We start from the raw sequence: 25,588 nt of genomic DNA on the forward strand, positions 1-25,588 counted from the left end.
GCATGCGAGCCGACCTAGAGATCATCCAGAAATGGATTCCCGCTGGCAGCCGCGTCCTCGACCTTGGCTGTGGTGACGGCGACCTGCTCGCCTGGCTGAGCGCCAACAAGCAGGTCAGCGGTTATGGCCTGGAAATCGATCCGGACAAGATCGCCCTGTGCATCGGCAAGGGCGTCAACGTCATCGAGCAGAACCTCGACGAAGGCCTGGGCAACTTCGCCAGCGACAGCTTCGATGTGGTGGTCATGACCCAATCCCTGCAGGCGCTGCACTTTCCCGACAAGGTGTTGGCGGAAATGCTCCGCGTCGGCAAGACCTGCATCATCACCTTCCCCAACTTCGCCCACTGGCGCTGCCGCTGGTACCTGGCGAGCAAGGGCCGCATGCCGGTGTCGGACTTCCTGCCGTACACCTGGTACAACACGCCGAACATCCACTTCTGCACCTTCGAGGACTTCGAGCGCCTGTGCCGCCAGCAGGATGCCCAGGTACTCCAGCGCCTGGCGGTCGACCATCAACACCGACACGGTTGGGCCAGCCGCGCGTGGCCCAACCTGCTGGGCGAAATCGGCATCTACCGCATCAGCGGGCGTAATGCCCGCGACGTGCACATTGCCAACTGAGCAGCGCAATTGCCTATGCGCCTAGCCATTGCGCTGATCGCCCTGTGCCTGAGCCTGCCGGCAAGCGCGGCTGAACGCATGCAGCGCCTGGGTGATCTTGAGGTGCATTACAGCGCCTTCAACGCCAGCTACCTGCAACCGCAAATCGCCCAGGCCAACGGCCTGCTGCGCAGCGGCAAGCAGGGCGTGCTGAACATCAGTGTGCTGCGGGCGGGCAAATCCAGCCCGGTCACGATCAGCGGTGAAGTGAAAAGCGTGCTTGGCCACGGCCAGATGCTGACCTTCCTCGAGCAGCGCGAGGGCGAATTCGTCTCGTACCTGGCGCAGTTTCCCATCACCTCGCGCGAGGTGCTGCTGTTCAACCTGCTGGTGAACGGCCAGCGCCTGGACTTCAACCAGGAACTCTTTCCGGAGCCATGATGCTTTTCCCAGAACTCGTCCTCGCCAGCCACAACGCCGGCAAACTCAAGGAACTGCAGGCCATGCTCGGCGCCAGCGTGCGCCTGCGCTCTGTCGGTGAATTCAGCCAGGTGGAACCGGAGGAAACCGGCCTGTCGTTCGTCGAGAACGCGATCCTCAAGGCCCGCAATGCCTCGCGCCTGTCCGGGCTGCCAGCGCTGGCCGATGACTCGGGCCTGGCAGTCGATCATCTGGGCGGCGCACCGGGCATCTACTCCGCCCGCTACGCCGATGGCCAAGGCGATGCCGCCAACAACGCCAAGCTGCTGAGCGCCCTGAAGAACGTGCCGGACGCCGAGCGCGGCGCCCAGTTCGTCTGCTGCCTGGCCTTGGTGCGCCACGCCGACGATCCGCTGCCGATTCTCTGCGAAGGCCTGTGGCACGGCAGCATTCTGCATGAAGCCCGTGGCGAACATGGCTTCGGCTACGACCCGCTGTTCTGGGTCGAAGAACACCAGTGCTCCAGCGCCGAGCTGTCGCCGGTCGACAAAAACCAGCTCAGCCACCGCGCCATCGCCATGGCGCTGCTCAAGCAGCGTTTGGGCCTGTAAACAGCGCCACCAGCAGGGGCGTTTCGTCCGCGAACGTTGGAGCTTTGCCCAAGTCGTGCCACGATAGCGCCCCGCAATTACCCTGCCGTGACCCAACGCCTGTGTTCCAGCTGCCTCCCCTGGCCCTGTACGTCCATATTCCCTGGTGCGTGCGCAAGTGCCCTTACTGCGACTTCAACTCCCACGCCGCCGGCCCAAACCTGCCGGAAGAGGCCTATGTCGACGCACTGCTCGCCGACCTCGACTGCGACCTGCACCAGGCCCACGGTCGCCCGCTGACGTCGATCTTCTTCGGCGGCGGCACGCCCAGTCTGTTTTCCGCCAAGGCTCTTGGGCGCTTGCTCGAAGGCGTGGAGCAGCGCATTCCGTTCGCCAGCGACATCGAGATCACCCTGGAAGCCAACCCGGGCACCTTCGAGCAGGAGAAATTCGCCGCTTACCGGCGCCTGGGCATCAACCGGCTGTCGATCGGCGTACAGAGCTTTCAGGCAGAGAAGCTCAAGGCCCTGGGGCGCATCCATGATGGCGATGAAGCGATTCGCGCCGCTGACATGGCCCGCGCTGCCGGCTTCGATAACTTCAACCTGGACTTGATGCACGGCCTGCCGGATCAGTCGCTGGACGACGCACTGGGCGACCTGCGCATCGCCATCGCCCAGGCTCCGACCCACTTGTCCTGGTATCAGCTGACGGTGGAACCGAACACTGTGTTCTGGAACCAGCCGCCGGTGCTGCCGGAAGACGACACCCTGTGGGACATTCAGGAGGCAGGCCAGGCGCTGCTCGCCGAGCATGGTTACGCTCAGTACGAGGTCTCGGCCTATGCCCAGCCCGGCCGCCCGGCGCGGCATAACCTGAATTACTGGACGTTCGGCGACTTCCTCGGCATTGGCGCCGGCGCCCACGGCAAACTGAGCACGCCGGACGGGCGCATCAGCCGCACCTGGAAAACCCGCCTGCCCAAGGACTACCTCGATCCCGCCAAGCACTACAGCGCGGGCGAGCGCGTCCTCAGCGCCGAGGAGTTGCCCTTCGAGTTTCTGATGAACGTGCTGCGCCTCAGTGATGGCTGCGCCGCCGAGCTGTTCAGCCAACGCACCGGATTGCCGCTGCAGCAACTGGCCAGCGCACGGCAGCAGGCGGAGCAACGCGGCCTGCTGGAAAAAGACCCGGCGCGCCTGGTGGCAACCCGCGAAGGCCAGCTATTTCTCAATGATCTGTTGCAGTATTTTCTGCCGTAAGTGCAGCGCCTGGACGGACGCAGCGATGGCTTTACCAACCGACAAGGAACCCCTATGGATTTGCTGCTGGATATGATCGCCACCGTATCGCGCTGGAGCCGCGGTCACCTCTACGAGATTTCAATGGCGCTGATGGCCACCCTACTGGTGCTGTTCGGCCCCGGCATCAACGCCTGGATACAGGGCCGCATCGGCAGCCTCAACTTCGTCCTGCGTACGCTGATCTTCGTCATGGTCTGCGCTATCGGCTACGGTCTGGCGATGGTCTACCTCACGCCGCTACTGGCGCAGATTCTCGGCCACTTCAACAACTACACCCTGGCGCCGGTGTTGCTGTTGGTGTTCTTCCTCATCGGTGTACTGGCCGATCGCAGCTAAAGCAGCGTCAGGGCACCACCAGGATGTCCCAGTCGATCACCCCGACATCGCCATTCTGATGGATGCCCAACACCTCGCCAGCGGCACTCTGCTGTACCGATTGGCCAAGCTCGATAGGCTTATCCTGGCGTTTATCCAAAGCAGGTGCATCAGCATTCGGGCTGAAGAGCAGATTGCCCTGGTAAGTGCGAACGCGGGTTCCAACCGGGTAATACATAGGCCCTAACTCGAGGGAGTTTGCCAGCTCACCCGACCAGGCCTGAACCTCGCTGCCCGGGCCATCCAGCCATAGGTTCAACCTGCTGATATCCAATGCACGAAAACGGATTGGCGTGCTGTCGCCCGACAACTGCCAGCGCCCTCGCTCAATGGCTCGCACCGTCACACTCCCCGGCCACGCAACGCCTGCAGCCTCGCTGCCAGGTAGCAGCGCGCAGCTATCCAGGCGCCAATCCGCGAACACGAACGGTGCATTGAACGGATAGTCGACACTGATACTGACTTCTGGCGAGCAGCTCCAACCCTGCAGGTTGGCCGCCTCGAGCAGCTGCACCTCTGCGGTGCCCCGGCCTGCATCCAATTTCAGGCTGCGCACGCGCATGCCGAGCATCACACCAGGCGCGCGATCGAACTCGGCCCGCTTCAAACTCTGCAAGCCATAAGGCAGTGGCTCACCACTCAGATCGCGCATGGGCTCCAGGCTCTCCAACCACACCCGTGTACCAGCAGGCAAGGTCAGATCGCCCAGCACCTCCTCATGCTCCAGGCGAGGGTTGAGCGCGCGCCGTTCGAGCCAATCATCCAGCTGCCACTTCATGAACGCGAGAGTCGGCAAACTGCCAGCGGCCAGGAATACTGCCAACAGCCCAAACCACCAGCGGCGAGCCACCATGAAACGCCTGGCACGCGAATGCAGACAGGCCGCCAGCAACACCGCCAGCCCGCCCAGGCACACAATGGAAACCAGCAGGAATAACGAACCGAGCATCATGGCCAGGGGATTGACGGGGATCATGGGTGTCCTTGTGAGCGCCAAATGCCAGTATCGCGGCAGCTTATAGAGTCGCTGGCACCTGAATCAATAGCGGGCGCACCACTACGAAAAAGCCAGCATTCAGCTGGCTTTTTCGTCAATCAGGTGGCGATCATTTAATCAGGCGCAAACAGAACGGGTAACGGTAAGGCCGCCCCTCGCCTGCCTTGATACCGGCAATGATGGTCAGCACGATGGTGCCAATGCACAGCAGCCCCATCAGCAGAAAGCCAATCAACACCAGCATCAACAACAGGCAAACAATGCCGGCAATGGCCACGGTCAGCTGGAAGTTGAGGGCTTCCTTGCCTTGCTCGTCGATGAACGCGTCTTGGTCTTTCTTGATTTGCCAGACGATCAGCGGGCCGATCAGATTGCCAAAGGGGAAGATGAAACCGAGGGCCGCGGCGAAGTGACAGATCATCGCCCACTGGCGCACTTCCTTGCTGGGCTCGGGCGCAGGCGTCAACAGGTTGCTGTCATTCATCACGGTTCTCCTCGGTCAGCGACCGGTCACTCGGCCAGAGCAGCCTGCTGCAGGGCGAACAGATCGTTCATGCCTTGCTGCGCCAGGGCCAGCATGGCATTCAGCTCGGAGGGCTGGAAAGGCGCGCCTTCGGCGGTGCCCTGAACTTCGATGAAACCCCCAGTGCTGGTCATCACCACGTTGAGGTCGGTTTCGGCAGCGGAGTCTTCCAGGTAATCCAGATCGAGCACCGGCTCACCCTGATAGATGCCCACGGAAACGGCAGCGATCATTTGCTTAAGTGGGTCGCCGCCCTTCAGGCCGCCACGCTTCTTCATCACCTTGAGCGCATCGACCAGCGCGACCATGGCGCCGGTGATCGAAGCGGTACGGGTACCACCATCGGCCTGGATCACGTCGCAGTCGACGTACAGGGTGTTTTCACCGAGCTTGCTCATGTCCAGCGCGGCGCGCAGGGAGCGGCCGATCAGACGCTGGATTTCCAGGGTACGACCGCCCTGCTTGCCCTTGCTGGCCTCACGCTGATTACGGTCACCGGTAGCACGCGGCAGCATGCCGTACTCGGCGGTCACCCAGCCCTGGCCTTGGCCCTTGAGGAAGCGCGGGACGCCCTGCTCGACGCTGACGGTGCAAATCACCTTGGTATCGCCGAACTCCACCAGCACCGAACCTTCGGCGTGCTTGGTGTAGTTGCGGGTGATGCGGATCGAGCGCAACTGATCGGCCGCGCGGCCACTGGGACGTTTCATCAAGGAATACCTGCTCGTGCTCTATATGGAATCGGGAATCTGCCGCGCATTATAGGGGCTGTTACCGTCTGGCCGCGACCGCCCCCGTCCGACAGGCACGGTCGCGATTGGGAGCCGTCGCCGCACTGCGCTACAATCGCCGCCTTTGGCCAACGCCAAACCGGCAGAACTTCACGAGGTAAGCAGCATGATCCACAGCATGACGGCCTTCGCCCGCACCGAGCAGGCAGGAGCCAACGGCACCCTGAGCTGGGAGCTGCGCTCGGTCAACCACCGCTACCTCGAGCCCCATCTGCGCCTGCCGGAAGCCTTTCGCGACCTCGAAGGCGCGGTACGTGAAGCGCTGCGTCAGGGCCTGTCGCGCGGCAAGGTGGAATGCACCCTGCGCTTCACCGAAGACAGCGCCGGCAAACCGCTGCAGGTCGACCGCGACAAGGCCACGCAACTGATCGCCGCCGCAGAAAGCGTCGCCGCACTGATCAAGCAGCCGGCCCCGCTCAACCCACTGGAAGTACTCAGTTGGCCCGGCGTGCTGGTGGCCGATAGCAGCGACCCGCAAGCACTCAACAAGGCCGCCCTGAAGCTGTTCGGCAGCGCACTGGATGAATTGAAGGCCGGGCGCAGCCGCGAAGGCGCCGAGCTGGCCAAGCTGCTCAACGAACGCCTCGACAGCATGCTCGATGAAGTGGCCGCCCTGCGCGAGCTGGTGCCGCAGATGCTCGACGTGCAGCGCCAGAAGATCCTCGAGCGCTGCCGCGAGATGCAGGCCGACCTCGACCCACAGCGCCTCGAACAGGAACTGGTGATGCTCGCACAAAAGAGTGATGTGGCCGAAGAGCTGGATCGCCTGAACACCCACGTTACCGAGGTGCGCCGCGTGCTCAAGGCGGGCGGCGCGGCAGGCCGACGCCTGGACTTCCTGATGCAGGAACTCAACCGCGAAGCCAACACCCTGGGCTCCAAGGCCTTCGACCCACGCAGCACTCAGGCGGCGGTCAACCTCAAGGTATTGATCGAGCAGATGCGCGAACAGGTACAGAACATCGAATAATCGTCGCCCGGCCTCTGCTGCGCGAATTCCCGACCCAACCGTTTCAGGATCGATCCATGAGCACCACCACCGGCACGCTCTACATTATTTCCGCCCCGTCGGGCGCAGGCAAAAGCAGCCTGGTCAAGGCATTGATCGACAGCGAACCGCATGTTCGCGTGTCGGTATCACACACTACCCGCGCCATGCGCCCGGGTGAAAGTGACGGCGTGCACTACCACTTCGTGGATCACGCGCAGTTCACTGGCATGCTCGAACAAAGCGAGTTTCTCGAGCACGCCCAGGTGTTCGGCAACTATTACGGCACCTCGCAACGCTCGCTGGAGAAGACCCTGGCCGAGGGCATCGATCTGATTCTGGAGATCGACTGGCAGGGCGCTCAACAGGTACGCCGCCTGATGCCGCAATCGAAATCGATCTTCATCCTGCCACCGACCCTGGAAGCGCTGCGCCACCGCCTGACCAGCCGCGGCCAGGACAGCGGCGAAGTGATCGAGCAACGCATGCACGAAGCGGTCAGCGAGATGAGTCACTACGTCGAGTACGACTACATCGTGATCAACGATGACTTCTCCCACGCGCTCAGCGACCTGAAGGCGATCTTCCGGGCCAATCAGTTGCTGCAGCCGGCCCAGCAGCAACGCCATCTGGGGTTGTTGAACGAACTGCTGGCGTGAACTGAAGCGGGACTGGCTCACGCCAGATCAGCTCTGCGAAGGTCGCTTGAGCACCGAAAATCGCGCCCTGCGTTGCGATCTCGTGCCTTCTAGCGACTTTCTCTTCCCTTAATGCTGGCGTTTTTCTAGACTATCCAGTCCGCTCGCCCATTTGGGCCCAGCTTATTTTTGCATTCGCTACGAGGAACACCATGGCTCGCGTTACCGTTGAAGATTGCCTGGACAACGTCGATAACCGCTTCGAGCTGGTCATGCTTGCCACCAAGCGCGCTCGCCAACTCGCTACCGGCGGCAAAGAACCTAAAGTGGCATGGGAAAACGACAAGCCAACCGTGGTCGCGCTGCGTGAAATTGCCAGCGGCCTGGTAAACGCCGACGTTATCGCCCAAGAAGACATCATCGAAGAAGAGCCGCTGTTCGCTGCCTTCGACGAAGAGGCTAACGAGCCTCTGTAAGCCTATGCCTGGTCGAAAACGTAGGTCGCGGGTGCACAAGGCCTGGCAAGGGAGCCTCCCATGCCGAGCATAGACGCCCTCGCCGATCGACTTTCGACCTATCTGGGTGACGACCAGGTCAACCTGGTTCGTCGCGCGTACTTCTACGCCGAACAAGCGCATGACGGGCAACGCCGCCGCAGTGGCGAAGCATACGTCACCCATCCGCTGGCCGTGGCCAGCATCCTCGCCGACATGCACATGGATCATCAAAGCCTGATGGCCGCGATGCTGCATGACGTGATCGAGGACACCGGCATCGCCAAGGAAGCCCTGCACGCGCAGTTTGGCGAGTCAGTGGCGGAACTGGTGGACGGGGTCAGCAAGCTGACCCAGATGAATTTCGAGACCAAGGCCGAGGCCCAGGCCGAGAACTTCCAGAAGATGGCCATGGCCATGGCGCGCGATATTCGCGTGATCCTGGTCAAGCTGGCCGACCGCCTGCACAACATGCGCACCCTGGAAGTGCTGTCCGGCGAAAAACGCCGGCGCATCGCCAAGGAAACCCTGGAAATCTACGCCCCCATCGCCAACCGCCTGGGCATGCACAGCATGCGCGTGGAATTCGAAGATCTCGGCTTCAAGGCCATGCACCCGATGCGCTCCGAGCGTATTCGTGCCGCCGTGCGCCGCGCCCGTGGCAACCGCAAGGAAATCGTCACCCGCATCGAAGAATCGCTGCTCCACTGCCTGGAGCGCGAAGACATGACAGGCGAGGTGATGGGCCGCGAGAAGCACCTGTACAGCATCTACCAGAAGATGCGCGGCAAACGCCGCGCATTCAACGAAATCATGGATGTGTACGCCTTCCGCATCGTGGTCGACAAGGTCGACACCTGCTACCGCGTGCTCGGCGCCGTGCACAACCTGTACAAACCGCTGCCGGGCCGCTTCAAGGACTACATCGCGATTCCCAAGGCCAACGGCTACCAGTCGTTGCACACCACCCTGTTCGGCATGCATGGCGTGCCCATCGAGATCCAGATTCGCACCCGCGAAATGGAAGAGATGGCCAACAACGGCATCGCCGCGCACTGGCTGTACAAATCCAACGAAGATGAAACGCCGAAGGGCAACCATGCCCGTGCGCGTCAGTGGGTCAAGGGCGTGCTGGAGATGCAGCAGCGCGCCGGCAACTCGCTGGAGTTCATCGAGAGCGTGAAGATCGACCTGTTCCCGGACGAGGTCTACGTGTTCACGCCCAAGGGCCGCATCATGGAGCTGCCGAAAGGCTCCACGGCCGTGGACTTTGCCTATGCGGTGCACACCGATGTCGGCAACACGTGCATCGCCTGTCGCATCAATCGTCGCCTGGCACCACTGTCCCAGGCGCTGGAAAGCGGCTCCACGGTGGAAATCGTCAGCGCGCCTGGCGCACGCCCCAACCCGGCCTGGCTGAACTTCGTGGTCACCGGCAAGGCGCGCACCCATATTCGTCACGCCCTCAAGCAACAGCGCCGCTCGGAATCCGTCAACCTTGGCGAGCGCCTGCTCAACAAGGTACTGACCAGCTTCGAAAGCAACCTGGACAAGCTGCAACCCGAGCGCCAGCAGGCAGTGCTCAACGAATACCGCCTGGAGACCTTCGACGACTTGCTCGAAGATATCGGCCTGGGCAATCGCATGGCCTATGTCGTCGCGCGCCGCTTGCTAGCAGGCGAGGGCGAAGAGTTGCCCAACGCCGAAAGCCCGCTGGCGATTCGCGGCACCGAAGGTCTGGTGCTCAGCTACGCCAAATGCTGCACGCCGATTCCGGGCGACCCTATCGTCGGTCACCTGTCGGCAGGCAAAGGCATGGTGGTGCACATGGACACCTGTCGCAATATCAGCGAAGTGCGCCACAACCCGGAAAAATGCATCCAGCTGTCCTGGGCCAAGGACGTGACAGGTGAGTTCAATGTCGAGTTGCGTGTCGAACTGGAGCACCAGCGAGGGCTCATCGCCCTGCTGGCCGGCAGCGTCAATGCTGCTGACGGCAACATCGAAAAGATCAGCATGGACGAACGCGACGGTCGCGTCAGCGTGGTACAACTGGTGGTCAGCGTACACGACCGCGTGCACCTGGCCCGAGTGATCAAGAAGCTACGCACCCTGCCCGGCGTCATGCGCATCACCCGCGTCAAGGCCTGACCGACTCGCTCAGGCCGCCCATGACCGATGCGCCTCGCGCATCTCCACCAAGGAGCCTCTATGAGCAAAACCGTTATCAACAGCGACGAAGCCCCGGCCGCTATCGGCACATATTCCCAAGCCATCAAGGCCGGTAATACCGTTTACCTGTCCGGACAGATCCCTCTGGATCCAAAGACGATGGAGCTGGTCGAAGGCTTCGAAGCGCAGACCGTACAAGTCTTCGAGAACCTTAAATCGGTCATCGAGGCCGCCGGCGGCTCGTTCAAGGACGTGGTCAAGCTGAACATCTTCCTCACCGACCTCTCCCACTTCGCTACCGTCAACGAGGTCATGGGCCGCTACTTCCAGCAGCCCTATCCTGCCCGCGCCGCCATTGGCGTGGCCGCCCTGCCAAAGGGCGCACAGGTTGAGATGGATGGCATCCTGGTCATCGACTGATCAGCGCCAATGCCCGGAGCGAACGCTCCGGGCGACTCGCTTTACCCTTCGCGCAATACCGCGGCATAGCCCTCGCGATAGCTGGGATACTGCGGTGACCAGCCCAGCGCTCGGGCACGCGCATTAGTGCAGCGCTTGCTGCCAGAGCGGCGCACGGTCGACTCCTCCGACCAATGCTCGACACCCAATTGCTGACGCAACCAACCCATCACCTCGTGCAGCGGCGCCGGCTCGTCATCCACGCCGATATAGCAGTCATCCAGCGGCTTGCCTGCCGAATCCGCCTGCAGCAGGAAGGCCAGCAGGCCTGCGGCATCATCGGCATGAATGCGATTGCCATAGAGCGGCGGCTCCACCGATACCCGATAGCCCATGCGCACCTGCTTGAGCAGCCATTCGCGACCCGGGCCGTAGATACCGGTCAGACGCACCACCGTGGCGGGCACCTCAGCGCTCCACGCCACCTGCTCTGCCTCGCGTATCACACGCCCCGAGTAGCTCTGTGCCTCTGCAGGCGAGGTTTCGTCGATCCACTCGCCATCCGCCTGGGCGTATACGCCACTACTGGAAACGAACAGCAGACGCTTCGGGCACTGTCCTCGCGATTTCAGCCAGCTCAGCACATGGCGTAGGCCGTCGACGTACGCCTGCCGATAGCCCGGCTCATCGTGCTGGGTAGCGGCTGCGCTATACACCAGATAATCCAGCTCACCCTGCGGCCATTGCTCGGGGCAGCCAGGCTCGTGCAGGTCACCCGCCACCGGCAGGATGCCTGCGGGCAACTCGGATACCGTTCGGCGCATGCCATAGACCTGCCAGCCCGCGTCATGCAGACGCACCGCAAGACGGCCTCCGACATCACCGCAGCCAGCAATCATCACGCTCGTAACTCTACTCATCACTGCCCTCTCTCACCCCGGCAGGCGCTCTAACACGACGACCAAAATGTAATATAGTTACACTAACGCTTTCATAAACAAGAATTACTTGCAATAATGTTCAGCCTTTTTTGCCGCGCAGCGTTTCGCCTGCGCAGGTCACCGTCATCACACTTAGGTTCGGCAAGCATGAACTCTACCGCCCATAGCGCTAAGCCAACCACTGTCGCCGCTCGGCCGCAACGCCTCGGCGCGCTCCTCGCTCTGCTGCTCAGCCTGACGCTGGCTCCGACCGCGAGCTTCGCCGATCAGTCGGCTCCTGCGCCAGCCGAACCAGCCGCTGCAACGCAGCAGGCCCCCGCCAACACCGGCCCGGCTGCCACCGCACCACAACTGCAGGCTGCGCCGCTGTCGCCGGAAGCCACCGCTCAGGTCGATGCGCTGGGTGACAAACTCGAGGCACTGGGCCCGCAGGCTACTCCAGAACAACTCAACGAAGCCCGTCAGCAGTTCTTCAGCGAAAACAACATCGCTCCTGAAGATGCCGCAAAACTGCAGCAGGCCCTCGCCGCTCAGCAGAGTGCAGACGCACAGGCAATGGGCGAAGACTCCGCCGCCGAAGCGGAAGTGGTGTTCCACGATCTGTCCCCATGGGGCATGTATCAAGGTGCCGACGTAGTGGTCAAAACGGTGATGATCGGTCTGGTACTGGCGTCGATCCTGACCTGGACTATCTGGATTGCCAAGACCATCGAACTGGTCGGTGCACGTCGCCGTCTGCGCCGTGAAATCCTCGAGTTGAAGGGTGCTCGCAACCTGGCCCAGGCCAGCGATCAGGCGCGCGCCAAGCACAGCTTCAGTGAAATCCTCATCGAAGACGCCCGCGAAGAACTGAAACTCTCGGCCACCAGCCGCGAGAAGGAAGGCATCAAGGAGCGTGTCAGCTTCCGCCTCGAGCGTCTGGTCGGTGCTTGCGGTCGCGACATGAGCAAAGGTACCGGGGTACTCGCCACCATCGGTTCCACCGCACCCTTCGTCGGCCTGTTCGGCACCGTGTGGGGCATCATGAACAGCTTCATCGGTATCGCCAAAACCCAGACCACCAACCTTGCCGTGGTCGCTCCCGGTATCGCCGAAGCGCTGCTGGCGACCGCTCTGGGTCTGGTTGCTGCGATTCCTGCGGTGATCATTTACAACGCCTTCTCGCGCTCGATCAGCGCCTACAAGGCGCAGGTCGCCGACGCATCCGCTCAGGTGCTGCTGCTGGTCAGCCGTGACCTGGACATGCAGCCGAGTGGCGATCGCTCCCAACAGCCTCACATGGTCAAGGCGGGTTAAGGCCATGGGTCTTCATCTCAACGAAAACGGCGGCGACGATCTCCAGGAAAACCACGAGATCAACGTCACGCCCTTCATCGACGTGATGCTGGTGCTGTTGATCATCTTCATGGTCGCCGCACCATTGGCCACCGTCGACGTGAAGATCGACCTGCCCGCGTCCAGCGCCAAACCGGCGCCAAGGCCGGACAAGCCGATCTACCTGAGCATCAAGGACGACAAGAAGCTGTTCATCGATAACGACGAAGTACAGCCGGCCATGCTCGGCGCGGCGCTGGACAAGCTGACGCAGAATGACAAGGACAAGACCATCTTCGTACGCGGCGACAAGGGCGTCGAATATGGCGACCTGATGGAAGTCATGGACACCCTGCGTGGCACCGGCTATCTGAAGATCGGCCTGGTAGGCCTGGAGACGGTCGGCGCGCAATGAAGAAATCCAGCCGCACGTTCTCCTGGTTCGCTAGCCTGGTCATCGTGGTTGGGCTGCACATCGGTCTGTTCCTCTGGGCCATGTACTGGCAGCCCCAAGCGACGCCCATCGAGCTGCCTCCCGCAGCCATGATCGTCGAACTGGAACCACTGCCCCCAGCCGCGCCCAAGCCTGCTCCGCCGCCGCCACCGGAAGTCGTTCCGGAGGAGCCCGAGCCTCAGCCGAAACTGGTAGAAGCGCCCAAGCCGACGCTGGCAGTAACGCCGCCGAAACCCAAGCCGAAGCCAAAACCCAAGCCGCCGAAGCCCAAGCCACCCGAGCCGAAGCCGCCAGAGCCTCAGGACGAGCCGCCAGAAGACGCCCCACCCGCGCCTCCTGCACCGGCTGAAGCCAAACCGGCAGCGCCACAACAGGCACCGGTCAGCTCGCCGAGCAAGGCCGAAGTCACCTGGCAAAGTCAGTTGCTGACGCACCTGGCCAAGTACAAGCGTTACCCGGAAGACGCGCGCCGTCGCGGCCTCGAGGGCGTCAACCGCTTGCGCTTCGTGGTCGATGCCAATGGCATGGTGTTGTCGTACACGCTGGTCGGCAAATCCAGCAGCGCCTCCCTGGACAGGGCCACGCTGCAGATGATCCGCCGCGCGCAGCCGCTGCCCAAACCGCCACCTGAAATGCTCAAGGATGGCAGCGTGGAAATCGTCGCGCCGTTCATCTACTCGCTGGAGCGCGGCCGCGGTCGCTGATGCACTTGTCCGCCCCAGGCCAAAAAGCCCGGGGCGGATACCTTTCCCCCAGCAATATCCCTCTCGCAGACACACCTCAGTGGTTGGTTACATAGAAGACAGCGGCTATGCTTGGCTCCATCTCAATGGACTAAGACTATGACCCTCACTGAACTGCGCTACATCGTGACGCTCGCTCAGGAACAACACTTTGGCCGAGCCGCCGAGCGCTGCCATGTTAGCCAGCCCACCCTGTCGGTCGGCGTGAAGAAACTCGAAGACGAACTCGGCGTGCTGATCTTCGAGCGCAGCAAGAGCGCAGTGCGCCTGACGCCAGTCGGTGAAGGCATCGTCACCCAGGCACAAAAAGTCCTGGAACAGGCTCAAGGCATCCGCGAGCTGGCCCAGGCCGGCAAGAACCAGTTGGCAGCACCGTTGAAGATCGGCGCCATCTATACGGTCGGCCCGTATCTGTTCCCTCATCTGATCCCACAGCTGCATCGCGTGGCCACCCAGATGCCGCTGTACATCGAAGAGAACTTCACCCACGTGCTGCGCGACAAGCTGCGCACCGGAGAGCTGGACGCGATCATCGTCGCGCTGCCGTTCCAGGAAGCGGACGTGCTGACGCTGCCGCTGTACGACGAACCCTTCTACGCCCTGCTGCCTGCGGATCACCCGTGGACAGCGATGAAGACCATCGACACCAAACTGCTCAACGACAAGAGCCTGTTGCTGCTCGGCGAGGGCCACTGCTTCCGCGATCAGGTGCTGGAAGCCTGCCCGACTCTGCGCAAGGGCGAGGAGCAAGCACGGCACACCACGGTGGAATCCAGCTCCCTGGAAACCATCCGCCATATGGTTGCCTCGGGCCTTGGTGTTTCCATCCTGCCGTTCTCGGCAGTCGACAGCCACCACTATGCCCCTGGCGTCATCGAAGTACGCCCGCTCAGCCCGCCGGCACCATTCCGCACCGTAGCCATCGCCTGGCGCGCCAGCTTCCCTCGGCCGAAGGCCATCGAGGTGCTGGCTGACTCCATCCGCCTGTGCTCGGTCGCCAAACCCCTGCCGCGTAGCGTCTGAGAGCAACGATGAGCGAGCTGTCGACGGTTTCCGTTACCGACCTCAAAGGCGTCGGCGCGGCCCTGGCGGAGAAACTCGCCAAGGTCGGCCTGGAAACCCTGCAGGACATCCTTTTCCATCTACCCCTGCGCTATCAGGATCGCACCCGGATCGTTCCCATCGGCGCCTTGCGGCCCGGCCAGGACGCGGTGGTCGAGGGCACCGTTTCCGGCGCGGATGTGGTGATGGGCAAGCGCCGCAGCCTGCTGGTTCGCTTGAATGACGGCAGTGGCACGCTCAGCCTGCGTTTCTACCATTTCAGCAATGCGCAGAAGGAAGGTCTCAAGCGTGGCACCCAGGTGCGCTGCTACGGTGAAATCCGCCCCGGTTCGTCTGGCCTGGAAATCTACCACCCTGAGTATCGCGCGCTGTCCGGCGATGAACCGCCGGCCGTTGAGCAAACCCTGACACCGATCTATCCGACCACCGAAGGGCTGACCCAACAGCGCCTGCGTCAGCTCAGCGAACAGGCCCTGGCTCGCCTCGGCCCGCACAGCCTGCCGGACTGGTTACCCCGCGAATTGGCCAACGATTACCAGCTAGCGCCGCTGGATCAGGCGATTCGCTACCTGCACCGGCCACCACCGGATGCCGACCTCGAGGAACTCGCCGAAGGTCGCCACTGGGCTCAGCACCGGCTGGCCTTCGAGGAGCTGCTCACCCACCAACTGTCGATGCAGCGTCTGCGCGAAAGTGCCCGTGCTCAGCGCGCGCCTGTACTGCCGGTCGCCCAGACACTGCCGGGGAAATTCCTCGCCAACCTCGGCTTCAAGCCGACCGGCGCGCAGCAGCGGGTCGGCGCCGAGATCGCCTATGACCTGAGCCAGGACGAGCCGATGCTGCGTCTGGTGCAGGGCGATGTCGGCGCCGGCAAGACCGTGGTCGCGGCGTTCGCGGCACTGCAGGCGATCGAGGCGGGTTATCAGGTGGCGCTGATGGCACCCACGGAAATCCTCGCCGAACAGCATTACCTGAACTTCACCCGCTGGCTGCAGCCACTGGGTCTGGAAACCGCCTGGCTGGCCGGAAAGCTCAAGGGCAAAGCGCGTGTCGCTGCCCTGGAGCAAATCGCCGCTGGTGCGCCCATGGTGGTCGGCACGCACGCGCTATTTCAGGAAGAGGTGCGCTTTCACAATCTGGCCCTGGCGATCATCGACGAACAGCATCGCTTCGGCGTGCAACAGCGCCTGGCGCTGCGCCAGAAAGGCGTAGGCGGCAAGCTCAGCCCACACCAGTTGATCATGACCGCGACGCCCATCCCACGCACACTGGCGATGAGCGCCTATGCGGATCTGGACACCTCGATTCTCGACGAGCTGCCGCCGGGCCGCACACCGGTGAACACCGTACTGGTAGCAGACAGCCGTCGCTTCGAGGTGGTCGAGCGAGTGCGCTCGGCCTGCAACGAAGGCCGTCAGGCTTACTGGGTCTGCACGCTGATCGAGGAATCCGAAGAGCTGACCTGCCAGGCAGCGGAGACGACTTATGAGGATCTGTCTGCTGCCCTCGTTGGTCAGCAGGTCGGGCTGATCCACGGGCGTATGAAGCCTGCCGAAAAAGCCGCGGTGATGGATCAGTTCAAGCAGGGCCAACTCCAGTTGCTGGTAGCCACCACGGTGATCGAGGTGGGCGTCGACGTCCCCAATGCCAGCCTGATGATCATCGAAAACCCCGAGCGCCTTGGTCTGGCACAACTGCACCAGTTACGCGGGCGGGTCGGCCGTGGCAGCGCTGCCAGTCATTGCGTGCTGCTCTACCACCCGCCGCTGTCACAGATCGGTCGCGAGCGGCTGGGCATCATGCGTGAAACCAGTGATGGCTTCATCATCGCGGAAAAGGATCTGGAGCTGCGCGGCCCCGGAGAAATGCTCGGTACTCGACAAACCGGCCTGCTGCAGTTCAAGGTAGCTGATCTGATGCGTGATGCCGACCTGCTGCCGGCGGTTCGCGATGCGGCTCAGGCACTGCTGGAGCACTGGCCACAGCATGTCAGCCCGCTGCTGGAACGCTGGCTGCGTCATGGTCAACAATATGGGCAAGTTTGAGCGTTACACAGGACGATGGTCGACTCACGAGGTCCCATTGTCAGCTTGCTGGTTATACTTGGGGAGCTGCGTCCCCCTTTACGACGGAACACGTCATGACTGAAGTAGCCATCGCCGACCTCTCTCCCCAACCACCTCTGGTGATTCGTCAGTTGCTGGAAAAGCTCGGGCTGAATTATCAAGTGCGCATCGAGCAGCCCGGCCTGGCTGCTGCTCAGCGAGTGCAAACTGCGTTACTCGACGACGCGGTGGGAGCTCTGCTGGTGCTGTTTCCGCAAAGTCAGTTGCTCGACCTCAACCGGTTGGCGGAGCTGACCGGACGGAAACTTATCGCGGTCAAACCCGAGCGCCTGGAGCGTATGCTCAGCAAGCATGAGCTGAAGCTATTGCCTGGCATCCCGGCGCTAACCAGTTCGCCTTGTCTGTACGATGAACGCCTGCTCGATGTGCCGAGCCTGTTCATCCAGTCCGGTGAGCCCGGCGTGCTGCTGGAACTGAGTAACGAGACCTTCAAAAGCTTGTTGGCCAAAGCCAGCGCCGCGCGTTTCGGCGAGCCTCTGAGTAAGGTTAGGCCCAACCTCAATCGCCCAGACGATGATCGAAACGAGATCAGCCATGCGGTGCAAGCCTTTACTGCGCGGCGTATCCAGCAACGTCTGGAAGAGACCATTGAAATTCCACCGCTGCCGGAAACCGCACAGAAAATCATCAAACTGCGCGTCGACCCCAATGCCACGGTAGACGACATCACTGGCGTGGTCGAAACCGATCCAGCGCTCGCCGCACAAGTAGTGAGCTGGGCGGCATCGCCCTACTATGCTGCGCCCGGCAAGATCCGCTCGGTGGAAGACGCCATCGTTCGCGTGCTGGGCTTCGATCTGGTGATCAACCTGGCACTGGGCCTGGCATTGGGCAAGACCCTCAGCCTGCCAAAGGATCAGCCGCAGCAGACCACGCCCTACTGGCAGCAGGCGATTTACACCGCCGCAGTGATCGAAGGGCTGACCCGCGCCATGCCCCGCGCCCAGCGCCCGGAAGCAGGGCTGACCTACCTGGCTGGCTTGCTGCACAACTTCGGCAACCTGGTGCTGGCTCACGTATTCCCGCCACACTTCTCGCTGATCTGCCGGCACCTGGAGGTCAACCAGCACCTGCCGCACAGCTACATCGAGCAGCACCTGCTCGGTATCAGCCGTGAACAGATTGGTTCCTGGCTGATGCGTTACTGGGACATGCCCGAGGAACTGGCGGTGGCCCTGCGCTTCCAGCACGACGCGACCTACAGTGGTAACCACGCCACCTACCCGAACCTGGTGTATCTGGCGGTCAGCATGCTGCGCAACCGCGGTATCGGTACCGGGCCCGAGCGCGAGATCCCGCAGAGCCTGCTCGACAACCTGGGAATCACGCGGGACAAAGCCGAAGACGCACTGAGCAAGGTGCTGGCTGCCGAAGTTGCCCTGCGCGATTTGGCTTCGCAGTTCGGCTCGCCTAACTGACGACGTACCCGTGGCCAGTCACTTAACGAGTGGCCACGGGTACGCCTTGCTGAATCAGGCTGCTTTCTTGTCGGTCTTGCGCTTGGGGCGCAGGTATTTGGTCAGCCCCTGGAACCACATCACCAAAGCCGTGTTGCCTTGGATCTGAATATCCTTGTTCTGGATGCCCTGCATGAAAGCCAGTTGCTTGTTTTTCGCCGTCAGGGTGGCGAAACCATAGGCCGCATCCTTGAAGCCAATAGCAAAGGCCGGCTCGCTGACCGTGCCGCGCTTACTGCTGACACGCTGGTCTTTGACGATGAAGTGGCGGGTAATCCTACCGTCCAGCGTATGCAGCTGGAACACCAGATCACGCCCCTCCAATTGCTGGCGAAACGCTGGATTATCACGACTTGCCTTGGCCATAAGACGGCCCAGCATCCACAGAAGAAAACGAAATTTCATGGCATGGCCTGTTGGCGAGGAAGCAGAGGCCGCGCATTGTAGCGCCTTGCCAGAAGCCTGACAGCCAGCCTTATGGAGGGCGGCTAGCGCGGACGCTGAGGAGGAGGGTCTGCTGACACTTCACACGACTGCCAAAACAGCCGTGTTGATTACCGGCAGGTTGCGCTGAAACGTCAACAGACCCTGGGCTCAGTTGACCGAATCCTTGAGGGCTTTGCCTGGCTTGAAGGCGACGGTGTTGCTGGCCTTGATGGTGACGGGTTGCCCGGTCTGCGGGTTCTTGCCGGTGCGCGCGCCACGGTGGCGCTGCACGAAGGTACCGAAGCCAACCAACGTCACACTGTCCTTGCGGTTCAGTGCACCGGTGATTTCTTCAAGAACGGCGTTGAGTACACGATTAGCCTGATCTTTGGTCAGATCAGCTTTTTCCGCGATAGCAGCGGCGAGTTCCGGTTTGCGCATAAATGCCTCATTCTACGGTTTGTTGTTGTTGTGTTCCGTGCCCTGCAGCGCCAAGGCGCCGCGACAGCTCTACGCTGCGGGTGGCCTGGGGGAGAATGGCACGCTCTAAAGGGCTTCGCCAGCCCTGCTTCTAGCTAAATCCGGCATTTTGTCGACCACGCGACAGAACGCTCAGGGCAGCACGGCCGGCAGTTGACGATTGAGCGTCAGTTTTTCCTGTACCGCTGTCCCCGTCAGCGCGTAGCCCAGCAAGGCGCCAGAGGCGTCGTGACACAGTGCCTTGATATCGCCGCCACTGCCTTCGACCGTCCAGCGACCTTGGGTTCCACGCGCAGGTGGCGACACGATCAGCGGGCATGCGGGTGTTTTAACTGTGACGGGCATGGCCCCGTAGGCGACCTCGCTTGCTGTGCCGCTGAGCGTCTTCGCCAGCGTACGGGCGCAGGCCATGAGCGGCATGACATAGAGCAGGTTGAGGCCGTCGACTTCGGCGCAATCACCCAGCGCATAGATATTGGCGTGCGAGGAGCGCAGCTCGCGGTCGACCATGACACCGCGGTTGACGGCCAGGCCGGCAGCCGCAGCCAGGTCGATGCGTGGGCGCAGGCCAATGGCCGAAATGACCAGGTCACAGGCGATTACCCGGCCGTCGGACAGATGCGCCTCCAGCCCGTCATTCCCGTGCTCCAGCCGGCTGAGCACCGGCCCCAGGTGCAGACGCACCCCCAACGCTTCCAGCCCAGCTTGCACGGCAGCGGCCGCCTCGACCGGCAACAGGGCCGGCATCAACTGTTCGCAGGGCGCAACCAGATCGACCTCGTAGCCACCGAGCGACAAGTCGTTGGCGAACTCGCAGCCGATCAGCCCGGCACCGAGAATCAGCACGCGGCGCTTGGCCTGCGCCGCCTGGCGAAAACGCGCATAACCTTCGAGGTCGTTGACCGTGAACAACTCATCCCGGGCGTCGCCCTCGATAGGTACTTGCAGCACCTCGGCGCCCCAGGCAAGCACCAGATCACGATACGGCACGGCCTCCTCGCCGATCCACAGGCGTTTGTGCCCCGGGTCGATGCCAGTAACCCGCGTATGCGTCCACACCTGGGCACCCAGTTGCTCGGCCATTGCCCCGGGCTCGGCCATGCACAAGCCGTCGGCATCCTTGTTCTTGGCGAAGCCGGTGGACAGCATCGGCTTGGAGTAGGAGCGACCGTCATCGGCGGTAATCAGTAACAGCGGCGTTTCGCTGTCCAGCTTGCGAAATTCGCGCGCCAGGTTGTAGCCGGCCAGGCCGGTACCGATGATTACCACGGGGTCGCTCATTGCTCGTTCCTGTTGGGTTGGGCCCTTGAGTGGGCTTAGTTGATCTCGATCATCTCGAAATCCATCTTGCCCACGCCACAGTCGGGGCATAGCCAGTCTGCTGGCACATCTTCCCAGCGGGTGCCGGGTTCGATGCCGTCATCCGGCCAGCCGTCACGTTCGTCGTAGATCAGTCCGCAGACCACACATTGCCACTTCTTCATAAACGCTCTCCGGCGTAATCACGGTCATTGCGCGGGCACGCTACCGCAAATGCGCAGGAGCGCCAAGCCGGCGGGCAGCGAATGCCGTGCCGGTTGGGCAGCTAAGGCCGGGGCAGCCCACCACTCGGTGGGCTGCACGCTCACCGCACAGCTAGCAGGGGATCACCAATACCCATGACATACATGGCGAACATCGTCAGGCTACCGGCGGCCACGAGGTAGTACAACGTTGGCAGGATGGTTTTGCGCAGAGTGATGCCTTCGCGCCCGAGCAAGCCGACAGTCGCCGAGGCTGCTACCACGTTGTGGATGGCGATCATATTACCGGCAGCCGCACCGACCGACTGTGTGGCCACCATCATCGCCCCAGAGACACCGAGCAGCTCTGCCGCATTGAACTGGAACTGCGAGAGCATCAAGTTGGACACGGTGTTGGAACCGGCAATGAAGGCCCCCAGCGCCCCGACGGCCGGGGCGAAGAAGGGGTACACGCCGCCCACGCTGTCCGCCACCAGTTGCGCCATGGCAACGGGCATCGACATCAGGTCAGAGCCATTGACCCCGGAGTTGATCAGAATCCGCACCATCGGGATGGTAAAGATCAGTACAAAGCCGGCGCCCAGCAGGGTTTTGCTCGATTCGCTGATCGCCGCCGTCAACTCGCGCATGCGCATGCGGTGCAGGAAGAATGTCAGGGCGACCACGACGCAAAGGATCCCGCCAGGCAGGTACAGCGGCTCGATGCTGCCCGACACACCGGTCTCACCGAGAATGTCCTTCCAGCCGAAGGTCAGCGCCATCATCGCCGCCTTGAGCTCGGGAAACACCCGCGACAGCACCAGAAATATCGCCAGAAGCAGATACGGTGCCCAGGCCATCGGTACGGAAATCGGCGTTTTACCTGCGACATCCTCGATCTTCATTTCAATCTTGCCCATCCACTCGGACGGCCAGTCTTTGGCGGGAGCAAAGTCCCAATGCTCCTTGGGCAGCAAGAAGCCTGCCTTGGCAGCCGGCACCACGATAGCCAGCCCGACCAGCGCACCGATCATCGACGGAAATTCAGGGCCGAGAAACACCCCCGCGGCTATGTAAGGCACGGAGAAGCAGATGGCGGTAAAAATGGCGAATGGAGCGACGGCCAGGCCTTCCTTCCACGACTGATTCTTGCCGAAGAAGCGGGTCATGATCATCACCATGATCAACGGCATGAGCAGGCCGATCAGCCCGTGGGTAATGGCCACGCGCGAGTAGATCAGGTGAAAGAACACCTCCCAGTTACTGCCCACGGCCACCAGTTGCTCACTGATGCCGGTTTTGTCCAAACCAGAGCCCACACCAACCAGAATCGGTGTGCCCACGGCGCCGAACGACACCGGCGTGGACTGCACCATCATGCCCAGCACCACCGCCGCCAGTGCCGGAAAGCCCAACGCCACAAGCAGCGGCGCGGCGACCGCCGCCGGCGTACCAAAGCCTGATGCCCCCTCGATGAAACAGCCAAACAACCAGGCCACGATCAACGCCTGCACACGGCGATCCGGCGTGATGCTGGCAAAGCCACGCCGAATGGCACTGATACCACCGGAGTGTTTGAGGGTGTTGAGCAACAGGATCGCACCGAAGATGATCCACAGGATCGCCGCGGTGAGAATCAGCCCTTGCAGACTGGAGGCGATGACCCGGTTCAGGGACATGTCCCACGCCGTCAAGCCGATAATTGCAGTGAGCAGGAAGACCACCGGCATGGCGTACTTGGCTGGCCAGCGAAAGCCGATCAGCAGCACACCTGCCAGCACCAGCGGCACGAAGGCCAGGATGGAGAGCAGCGTTTGACTCATGGGTTGGTTCCTTTTTCTTGTTGTGAACCACAATTTCCCGGGGGTACCCGGCGCCACGCAACGGGAGCGCTCCGACTGCAGCGCTCCGTGAGCCACGGCGGCAGGGATCGCCCAGCACCGCGCTCATGCTCGAACGCCCCGGCCGCCATAGCTGCCGGGGCAAGCTGTACTCCTTCTACCGGTCGACCTGGATCGACGGGGATGCTGTTTATAAGGTCGCAGAGCGAGGCGCTAACCCGAACAGCCAGGGAGCGCCCTTACGCCGCTACTGGTCGTTCTCCTGTTTGAAACGCAAACGCCAAGCGTGCAACAACGGTTCGGTGTAGCCGCTGGGCTGCTCACGCCCCTTGAAGACCAGGTCGCTGGCCGCCTGGAACGCCGCCGAAGCGGCGTAGTCCTGCGCCATCGGGCGGTACAACGGATCGCCGGCGTTCTGCCCATCGACCACCTTGGCCATCCGCTCCAAGGTCTCGCGTACCTGAGCCTCGCCGACCACCCCATGGTGCAACCAGTTGGCGATGTGCTGGCTGGAGATACGCAGGGTGGCGCGATCTTCCATCAGGCCGACATTGTGGATATCCGGCACCTTGGAGCAGCCGACACCCTGCTCGACCCAACGCACCACATAGCCGAGGATGCCCTGGCAGTTGTTATCCAGTTCCTGCTGAATATCCGCAGCGCTCCATACAGGATCACTAGCCACCGGTACCGTCAGCAGGCCATTGAGCAGGCTGTCACGCTGGCTATTGAGGTCGATCAGCTCCAGTTCGCGCTGCACCGTTTGCACATCGACTTGGTGATAGTGCAGCGCATGCAGCACCGCCGCGGTCGGCGACGGTACCCAGGCAGTGTTGGCACCGGCCTTGGGGTGAACGATTTTCTGTACCAACATATCGGCCATCAGATCCGGCATGGCCCACATGCCTTTGCCGATCTGCGCCTTGCCGCGCAGCCCGCAGCTCAGGCCCACCAACACGTTGTTACGCTCGTAGGCCTGGATCCACGGCGTGGCCTTCATATCGCCCTTGCGCAACATCGCACCGGCTTCCATCGCGCTGTGCATCTCGTCGCCGGTGCGGTCGAGGAAGCCGGTATTGATGAACGCCACCCGAGCGCTGGCCGCCGCAATACAGGCTTTGAGGTTGATGCTGGTGCGCCGTTCCTCGTCCATGATGCCGATCTTCAGGGTATTGCGCGGTAGCCCCAGCAGGTCTTCGATACGCCCGAACAGTTGATCAGCAAAGGCCACCTCGGCCGGGCCGTGCATCTTCGGTTTGACGATGTACACGCTGCCGGTGCGCGAATTACCGCGGCGCTGCAGATCGTGCAGGGCGATCAGGCTGGTCATCACGCCATCGAGAATGCCTTCGGGAATCTCGTTACCGTCGCCGTCGAGAATCGCCGGATTGCTCATCAGGTGGCCGACATTGCGCACGAACAGCAAAGAGCGGCCATGCAGGGTCAACTCCCCTCCTGCCGGCGTGTTGTACTGGCGATCCGGGTTGAGTCGACGGGTAATGCGCTTGCCGGCCTTTTCCAATTCCTCGCTGAGGTCGCCCTTCATCAGGCCGAGCCAATTGCGGTAGATCAGCACCTTGTCGGTGGCATCGACGGCGGCCACCGAATCCTCGCAATCGAGGATGGTCGACAGCGCGGCCTCCAGCAGCAAATCCTTGACCCCGGCGACATCGGTACTGCCGATCAAGCTCGTCGGGTCGATCTGAATTTCTATGTGCAGACCGTTGTTCTTCAGCAAGACAGCCTGCGGCTCCTCGGCTCGGCCCTGATAGCCGACAAACTGTTCAGGCGCTTGCAGGCCAGTGCTGCGCCCATCGACCAGGCCGACCTGCAATTGCCCCTCGACCACCTGATAGCACTGCGCATCCACATGGGAGCCACTGGCCAACGGCGCAGCCTGGTCGAGAAAGGCCCGGGCAAAGGCAATCACCTTGGCGCCGCGCACCTCGTTGTAACCCGTACCCTTGGTGGCGCCATCGGCTTCGCTGATCGCATCGGTGCCGTACAGCGCGTCATACAACGAGCCCCAACGAGCGTTGGCGGCGTTCAGCGCGTAGCGCGCATTCATCACTGGCACCACCAGTTGCGGCCCTGCCTGGCTGGTAATTTCGCTGTCGACGTTGGCCGTAGTGGCTTGCACGTCGTCGGGTTGTGGCAACAGGTAGCCAATCGACTCGAGGAAAGCGCGGTAGGCCGGCATGTCGGTGACCGGGCCTGGATTGGCGCGGTGCCAGGTATCCAGCTCGGCTTGCAAGCGCTCGCGCTCGGCCAGCAACGCGCGGTTCTGCGGTGCCAGGTCGTGGATCAACGCCGCGAAGCCGGCCCAGAAGGCCTCGGCCTGGATATTGGTACCTGGCAATACGTCCTCGTCAACGAAACGTTTGAGTTCGCTGGCTACTTGCAAACGCTGGCAGTGCACACGTTCGGTCATCACTTATCTCTCCTAATCAGCTTGCTCTCCAGCTCTGCGAAAGAGCGGGAGAAAAGACTCAACAGCCCAGCCTTACATCTCAAAGCGCGGCAATACCTGCCTTGGCCACTTGGGCATCCTGATCGGCCTTGACCCCGGACACACCGACCGCGCCGATGACATGGCCGTCGACCACGACCGGCACGCCGCCCTCCAGGGAGGTGAGCAGCGGCGCGGACAGAAACGCACTGCGCCCGCCATTGACCATCTCCTCGTAGCCCTTTGTTTCCCGGCGACCCAGCGCCGCGCTGCGGGCCTTTTCGGTGGAGATGTAGGCCCCAATCGGCGCACAGCCATCGAGGCGTTCCATGGCCAGCGGATGTCCGCCGTCGTCCACCACGGCAATCGACACGGCCCAGTTGTTGCGCTGGGCTTCTGCACGGGCGGCAGCCAGGATGCGACTGACTTCGGTCTGGCTGAGTACGGCTTTGCTTTGCATGTGTTTTTCCTCTCAATGAATTCGGTTGCTCGGCCTAGGG

General features: G+C 62.3%; 27 protein-coding genes. 16 read left to right on the forward strand and 11 right to left on the reverse strand.

What is annotated here, in order from left to right; all coding sequences use genetic code 11:
- Positions 1–2 precede the first annotated feature (2 nt).
- From metW to ACZ0AI_RS15815, 5 genes are read left to right on the forward strand one after another with little or no spacing between them, the layout of a single operon-like run.
- Positions 3–623 (forward strand): methionine biosynthesis protein MetW, encoded by a 621-nt coding sequence (gene metW / locus ACZ0AI_RS15795; protein WP_463562685.1) that lies wholly within the window; start codon positions 3–5, stop codon positions 621–623.
- Between the two features lie 15 nt (positions 624–638).
- Positions 639–1,043: a DUF4426 domain-containing protein gene (locus tag ACZ0AI_RS15800; protein ID WP_463562686.1), complete on the forward strand. Its 405-nt coding sequence runs from the start codon at positions 639–641 to the stop codon at positions 1,041–1,043.
- The gene (rdgB, locus tag ACZ0AI_RS15805) at positions 1,040–1,633 is read left to right on the forward strand and encodes an RdgB/HAM1 family non-canonical purine NTP pyrophosphatase (RefSeq protein WP_463562687.1); all 594 of its coding nucleotides are present in this window, start codon (positions 1,040–1,042) and stop codon (positions 1,631–1,633) included. The genes ACZ0AI_RS15800 and rdgB overlap by 4 nt, the downstream gene beginning before the upstream one ends.
- 44 nt (positions 1,634–1,677) lie before the next feature.
- Complete coding sequence (gene hemW, locus ACZ0AI_RS15810; protein ID WP_463562688.1) at positions 1,678–2,874, forward strand: radical SAM family heme chaperone HemW; 1,197 nt, start codon at positions 1,678–1,680, stop codon at positions 2,872–2,874.
- Positions 2,875–2,928: 54 nt separating this feature from the next.
- A complete protein-coding gene (locus ACZ0AI_RS15815) occupies positions 2,929–3,252 on the forward strand; it encodes a DUF3392 domain-containing protein (protein ID WP_463562689.1) in 324 nt (107 codons plus the stop codon).
- 7 nt (positions 3,253–3,259) lie between these two features.
- On the opposite strand, the gene ACZ0AI_RS15820 is transcribed toward ACZ0AI_RS15815, so the two are convergent.
- The 3 genes from ACZ0AI_RS15820 to rph form a co-directional block, all read right to left on the reverse strand.
- Entirely contained in the window at positions 3,260–4,267 is a 1,008-nt protein-coding gene (locus ACZ0AI_RS15820; protein ID WP_463562690.1) for a hypothetical protein, read from the reverse strand.
- Between the two features lie 130 nt (positions 4,268–4,397).
- Positions 4,398–4,772, reverse strand: a complete 375-nt coding sequence (locus ACZ0AI_RS15825) for a DUF4870 domain-containing protein (protein ID WP_463562691.1) — start codon at positions 4,770–4,772, stop codon at positions 4,398–4,400.
- 26 nt (positions 4,773–4,798) lie between these two features.
- Positions 4,799–5,521, reverse strand: a complete 723-nt coding sequence (gene rph, locus ACZ0AI_RS15830) for a ribonuclease PH (protein WP_463562692.1) — start codon at positions 5,519–5,521, stop codon at positions 4,799–4,801.
- 187 nt (positions 5,522–5,708) lie between these two features.
- Between rph and ACZ0AI_RS15835 the strand changes: the two genes are divergently transcribed.
- From ACZ0AI_RS15835 to ACZ0AI_RS15855, 5 genes are all read left to right on the forward strand, one after another.
- Complete coding sequence (locus ACZ0AI_RS15835) at positions 5,709–6,572, forward strand: YicC/YloC family endoribonuclease (RefSeq protein ID WP_225837440.1); 864 nt, start codon at positions 5,709–5,711, stop codon at positions 6,570–6,572.
- Positions 6,573–6,628: 56 nt separating this feature from the next.
- The gene (gene gmk / locus ACZ0AI_RS15840) at positions 6,629–7,249 is read left to right on the forward strand and encodes a guanylate kinase (protein WP_463562693.1); all 621 of its coding nucleotides are present in this window, start codon (positions 6,629–6,631) and stop codon (positions 7,247–7,249) included.
- A 191-nt stretch (positions 7,250–7,440) separates the two neighbouring features.
- Entirely contained in the window at positions 7,441–7,704 is a 264-nt protein-coding gene (rpoZ, locus tag ACZ0AI_RS15845) for a DNA-directed RNA polymerase subunit omega (RefSeq protein ID WP_463562694.1), read from the forward strand.
- A 60-nt stretch (positions 7,705–7,764) separates the two neighbouring features.
- Entirely contained in the window at positions 7,765–9,873 is a 2,109-nt protein-coding gene (spoT, locus tag ACZ0AI_RS15850) for a bifunctional GTP diphosphokinase/guanosine-3',5'-bis pyrophosphate 3'-pyrophosphohydrolase (protein WP_463562695.1), read from the forward strand.
- 60 nt (positions 9,874–9,933) lie between these two features.
- Positions 9,934–10,314 (forward strand): RidA family protein, encoded by a 381-nt coding sequence (locus ACZ0AI_RS15855; protein WP_463562696.1) that lies wholly within the window; start codon positions 9,934–9,936, stop codon positions 10,312–10,314.
- Positions 10,315–10,355: 41 nt separating this feature from the next.
- Here ACZ0AI_RS15855 and ACZ0AI_RS15860 read toward each other — a convergent pair whose 3' ends face one another.
- Positions 10,356–11,213 (reverse strand): SDR family oxidoreductase, encoded by an 858-nt coding sequence (locus ACZ0AI_RS15860; protein ID WP_463562697.1) that lies wholly within the window; start codon positions 11,211–11,213, stop codon positions 10,356–10,358.
- A gap of 636 nt (positions 11,214–11,849) precedes the next feature.
- Here ACZ0AI_RS15860 and exbB point away from each other — a divergent pair.
- From exbB to ACZ0AI_RS15890, 6 genes are all read left to right on the forward strand, one after another.
- The gene (gene exbB / locus ACZ0AI_RS15865) at positions 11,850–12,530 is read left to right on the forward strand and encodes a tonB-system energizer ExbB (protein ID WP_463565952.1); all 681 of its coding nucleotides are present in this window, start codon (positions 11,850–11,852) and stop codon (positions 12,528–12,530) included.
- A 4-nt stretch (positions 12,531–12,534) separates the two neighbouring features.
- Positions 12,535–12,963 (forward strand): TonB system transport protein ExbD, encoded by a 429-nt coding sequence (gene exbD / locus ACZ0AI_RS15870; protein WP_225837417.1) that lies wholly within the window; start codon positions 12,535–12,537, stop codon positions 12,961–12,963.
- Complete coding sequence (locus ACZ0AI_RS15875; RefSeq protein ID WP_225837415.1) at positions 12,960–13,706, forward strand: energy transducer TonB; 747 nt, start codon at positions 12,960–12,962, stop codon at positions 13,704–13,706. The genes exbD and ACZ0AI_RS15875 overlap by 4 nt, the downstream gene beginning before the upstream one ends.
- Before the next feature lie 138 nt (positions 13,707–13,844).
- Complete coding sequence (locus ACZ0AI_RS15880) at positions 13,845–14,768, forward strand: hydrogen peroxide-inducible genes activator (protein ID WP_225837413.1); 924 nt, start codon at positions 13,845–13,847, stop codon at positions 14,766–14,768.
- 8 nt (positions 14,769–14,776) lie between these two features.
- Positions 14,777–16,852, forward strand: a complete 2,076-nt coding sequence (recG, locus tag ACZ0AI_RS15885; RefSeq protein WP_463562698.1) for an ATP-dependent DNA helicase RecG — start codon at positions 14,777–14,779, stop codon at positions 16,850–16,852.
- 95 nt (positions 16,853–16,947) lie between these two features.
- The gene (locus ACZ0AI_RS15890; protein WP_463562699.1) at positions 16,948–18,351 is read left to right on the forward strand and encodes an HDOD domain-containing protein; all 1,404 of its coding nucleotides are present in this window, start codon (positions 16,948–16,950) and stop codon (positions 18,349–18,351) included.
- Between the two features lie 54 nt (positions 18,352–18,405).
- On the opposite strand, the gene ACZ0AI_RS15895 is transcribed toward ACZ0AI_RS15890, so the two are convergent.
- From ACZ0AI_RS15895 to ACZ0AI_RS15925, 7 genes are all read right to left on the reverse strand, one after another.
- Positions 18,406–18,795 (reverse strand): SCP2 sterol-binding domain-containing protein, encoded by a 390-nt coding sequence (locus ACZ0AI_RS15895; RefSeq protein ID WP_463562700.1) that lies wholly within the window; start codon positions 18,793–18,795, stop codon positions 18,406–18,408.
- Positions 18,796–18,984: 189 nt separating this feature from the next.
- The gene (locus tag ACZ0AI_RS15900; protein ID WP_225837397.1) at positions 18,985–19,257 is read right to left on the reverse strand and encodes an HU family DNA-binding protein; all 273 of its coding nucleotides are present in this window, start codon (positions 19,255–19,257) and stop codon (positions 18,985–18,987) included.
- A gap of 171 nt (positions 19,258–19,428) precedes the next feature.
- Complete coding sequence (locus tag ACZ0AI_RS15905) at positions 19,429–20,577, reverse strand: FAD-dependent oxidoreductase (RefSeq protein WP_463562701.1); 1,149 nt, start codon at positions 20,575–20,577, stop codon at positions 19,429–19,431.
- Between the two features lie 35 nt (positions 20,578–20,612).
- Positions 20,613–20,780, reverse strand: a complete 168-nt coding sequence (locus ACZ0AI_RS15910) for a rubredoxin (protein ID WP_463562702.1) — start codon at positions 20,778–20,780, stop codon at positions 20,613–20,615.
- Positions 20,781–20,920: 140 nt separating this feature from the next.
- Positions 20,921–22,621, reverse strand: coding sequence for an L-lactate permease (locus ACZ0AI_RS15915; protein WP_463562703.1), 1,701 nt, complete (start codon positions 22,619–22,621; stop codon positions 20,921–20,923).
- Between the two features lie 265 nt (positions 22,622–22,886).
- Positions 22,887–25,070, reverse strand: a complete 2,184-nt coding sequence (locus ACZ0AI_RS15920) for a malate synthase G (RefSeq protein WP_463562704.1) — start codon at positions 25,068–25,070, stop codon at positions 22,887–22,889.
- A 79-nt stretch (positions 25,071–25,149) separates the two neighbouring features.
- Complete coding sequence (locus ACZ0AI_RS15925) at positions 25,150–25,548, reverse strand: heme-binding protein (protein ID WP_463562705.1); 399 nt, start codon at positions 25,546–25,548, stop codon at positions 25,150–25,152.
- Positions 25,549–25,588: the final 40 nt, after the last annotated feature.

This window comes from Pseudomonas sp. AC355, assembly GCF_979258205.1.

Excerpts from the sequence above, each read along its gene's own strand:
- metW (WP_463562685.1), top strand. The coding sequence starts at position 3 with ATGCGAGCCGACCTAGAGATCATCCAGAAATGGATTCCCGCTGGCAGC.
- ACZ0AI_RS15800 (WP_463562686.1), top strand. The coding sequence starts at position 639 with ATGCGCCTAGCCATTGCGCTGATCGCCCTGTGCCTGAGCCTGCCGGCA.
- rdgB (WP_463562687.1), top strand. The coding sequence starts at position 1,040 with ATGATGCTTTTCCCAGAACTCGTCCTCGCCAGCCACAACGCCGGCAAA.
- ACZ0AI_RS15815 (WP_463562689.1), top strand. The coding sequence starts at position 2,929 with ATGGATTTGCTGCTGGATATGATCGCCACCGTATCGCGCTGGAGCCGC.
- ACZ0AI_RS15820 (WP_463562690.1), bottom strand. The coding sequence starts at position 4,267 with ATGATCCCCGTCAATCCCCTGGCCATGATGCTCGGTTCGTTATTCCTG.
- ACZ0AI_RS15825 (WP_463562691.1), bottom strand. The coding sequence starts at position 4,772 with ATGAATGACAGCAACCTGTTGACGCCTGCGCCCGAGCCCAGCAAGGAA.
- rph (WP_463562692.1), bottom strand. The coding sequence starts at position 5,521 with ATGAAACGTCCCAGTGGCCGCGCGGCCGATCAGTTGCGCTCGATCCGC.
- ACZ0AI_RS15835 (WP_225837440.1), top strand. The coding sequence starts at position 5,709 with ATGATCCACAGCATGACGGCCTTCGCCCGCACCGAGCAGGCAGGAGCC.
- gmk (WP_463562693.1), top strand. The coding sequence starts at position 6,629 with ATGAGCACCACCACCGGCACGCTCTACATTATTTCCGCCCCGTCGGGC.
- rpoZ (WP_463562694.1), top strand. The coding sequence starts at position 7,441 with ATGGCTCGCGTTACCGTTGAAGATTGCCTGGACAACGTCGATAACCGC.
- spoT (WP_463562695.1), top strand. The coding sequence starts at position 7,765 with ATGCCGAGCATAGACGCCCTCGCCGATCGACTTTCGACCTATCTGGGT.
- ACZ0AI_RS15855 (WP_463562696.1), top strand. The coding sequence starts at position 9,934 with ATGAGCAAAACCGTTATCAACAGCGACGAAGCCCCGGCCGCTATCGGC.
- ACZ0AI_RS15860 (WP_463562697.1), bottom strand. The coding sequence starts at position 11,213 with ATGAGTAGAGTTACGAGCGTGATGATTGCTGGCTGCGGTGATGTCGGA.
- exbB (WP_463565952.1), top strand. The coding sequence starts at position 11,850 with ATGTATCAAGGTGCCGACGTAGTGGTCAAAACGGTGATGATCGGTCTG.
- exbD (WP_225837417.1), top strand. The coding sequence starts at position 12,535 with ATGGGTCTTCATCTCAACGAAAACGGCGGCGACGATCTCCAGGAAAAC.
- ACZ0AI_RS15875 (WP_225837415.1), top strand. The coding sequence starts at position 12,960 with ATGAAGAAATCCAGCCGCACGTTCTCCTGGTTCGCTAGCCTGGTCATC.
- ACZ0AI_RS15880 (WP_225837413.1), top strand. The coding sequence starts at position 13,845 with ATGACCCTCACTGAACTGCGCTACATCGTGACGCTCGCTCAGGAACAA.
- recG (WP_463562698.1), top strand. The coding sequence starts at position 14,777 with ATGAGCGAGCTGTCGACGGTTTCCGTTACCGACCTCAAAGGCGTCGGC.
- ACZ0AI_RS15890 (WP_463562699.1), top strand. The coding sequence starts at position 16,948 with ATGACTGAAGTAGCCATCGCCGACCTCTCTCCCCAACCACCTCTGGTG.
- ACZ0AI_RS15895 (WP_463562700.1), bottom strand. The coding sequence starts at position 18,795 with ATGAAATTTCGTTTTCTTCTGTGGATGCTGGGCCGTCTTATGGCCAAG.
- ACZ0AI_RS15900 (WP_225837397.1), bottom strand. The coding sequence starts at position 19,257 with ATGCGCAAACCGGAACTCGCCGCTGCTATCGCGGAAAAAGCTGATCTG.
- ACZ0AI_RS15905 (WP_463562701.1), bottom strand. The coding sequence starts at position 20,577 with ATGAGCGACCCCGTGGTAATCATCGGTACCGGCCTGGCCGGCTACAAC.
- ACZ0AI_RS15910 (WP_463562702.1), bottom strand. The coding sequence starts at position 20,780 with ATGAAGAAGTGGCAATGTGTGGTCTGCGGACTGATCTACGACGAACGT.
- ACZ0AI_RS15915 (WP_463562703.1), bottom strand. The coding sequence starts at position 22,621 with ATGAGTCAAACGCTGCTCTCCATCCTGGCCTTCGTGCCGCTGGTGCTG.
- ACZ0AI_RS15920 (WP_463562704.1), bottom strand. The coding sequence starts at position 25,070 with ATGACCGAACGTGTGCACTGCCAGCGTTTGCAAGTAGCCAGCGAACTC.
- ACZ0AI_RS15925 (WP_463562705.1), bottom strand. The coding sequence starts at position 25,548 with ATGCAAAGCAAAGCCGTACTCAGCCAGACCGAAGTCAGTCGCATCCTG.